Below are 1,237 nucleotides of genomic sequence, written 5' to 3'. Positions count from 1 at the left end.
CGCGATCGCCCGGGCCCTGATCACCCAGCCGGACCTGCTGTTCGCCGACGAGCCCACCGGAAACCTGGACAGCACCACGTCCGCGGAGGTGCTGGACCACCTGCGCCGGTCTGCGCGCGAGCTCGGCCAGACCATCGTGATGGTCACCCACGAGCGGGACGCGGTGACCTACGCCGACGACGTGGTCATCATGCAGGACGGGCGGCTCGCCTGATGCGCGCCGTCTTCCTCGCGTCGCTGCGCACCCACCCCCGCAGGTACGTCGCAGCGGCGATCGCGGTGACCGCCTCGGTCGCCTTCGTCGTCGTGATCGGCGTGCTCACGTCCGGGGCACGCGCCGGATTCATGGCGAACGCCGGGGCGCCGTACCGCGGCGCCGACTACGTTGTCGACGCGCCCGAGGACGGACCCTCGCGGGGCCCATCGTGTTGCCCCGGAACCCTGGACACGTCAGCCGCGATCGAGCTCATCGACCGCCTCGGCAACAATGCATCCGGGCTGGGCCGGGTCGACCTGCCGGCGCACCGAGAAGGCGGCGCCCCGCTCGGCTCGGGCGACTTCCGGGGCCAGACGACCGTGGGGCCGATCGCCGCCGCGGAGCACCTGCGCTGGCAGAAGCTCGTCTCGGGCCGCTTCCCGGAACGCACGGGCGAGGCGGTGATGCACGTGTGGGACGCGCAGGCCCAAGAGGTCGCGGTCGGCGACCGGATCCGGGTCGGCAAGGGCGCCACCGCGACCGACCTGGAAGTGGTCGGCCTCGTGGTGTCCCCCACCACCTGGACCCAGGCCTCGATGTACGTCACGTGGCCGCAGTACCTGCAGTGGCGCGACCAACCCAACTTCCACGTGGGCAGTGTGGCGGTGCGCGGGGAAGTAGGTCCGCTCCCGGAAGGCATGAGGGTGTGGTCGGCGGACGAGTACGTCAGGGACGGCCTGGCCGGGCTCAACAACGACACGGACATGATCGCGTTGATGCTGCTGCTGTTCGCCGGCGTCGCGCTCGTGGTCTCGGTCCTGGTCGTCGCGAACACGTTCTCCATCCTGTTCGCGCAACGCCTGCGCGACTTCGCACTGCTGCGCTGCATCGGCGCGACCCGGCGGCAGGTGCTGGGTTCGGTACGCCGCGAGGCCGCCGCCGTCGGCGTGCTCGCGTCGCTGACCGGGACACTGATCGGCGTCGGCCTCGGCTACGGCCTGCTCCCCCTGATCAACACCCTCGCACCCACCACCCCGATGG

General features: G+C 71.5%; 1 protein-coding gene and 1 pseudogene. Both read left to right on the top strand.

The features are described 5' to 3' along the window. A pseudogene (locus AB0J09_RS65150) lies at positions 1-214 on the top strand (ABC transporter ATP-binding protein); the annotation flags it as partial. After that, a partial coding sequence (locus AB0J09_RS65145; RefSeq protein WP_360714557.1) for an ABC transporter permease occupies positions 214-1,237 on the top strand: 1,024 nt, incomplete at its 3' end. The pseudogene AB0J09_RS65150 and the gene AB0J09_RS65145, both read left to right, overlap by 1 nt.

Origin of the sequence: Nonomuraea sp. NPDC049784 (assembly GCF_040659615.1) — a bacterium.
Classification (GTDB): domain Bacteria; phylum Actinomycetota; class Actinomycetes; order Streptosporangiales; family Streptosporangiaceae; genus Nonomuraea.
The sequence above is the reverse complement of the archived record's forward strand: the minus strand, read 5'-3'. Positions and strand labels throughout refer to the sequence as shown.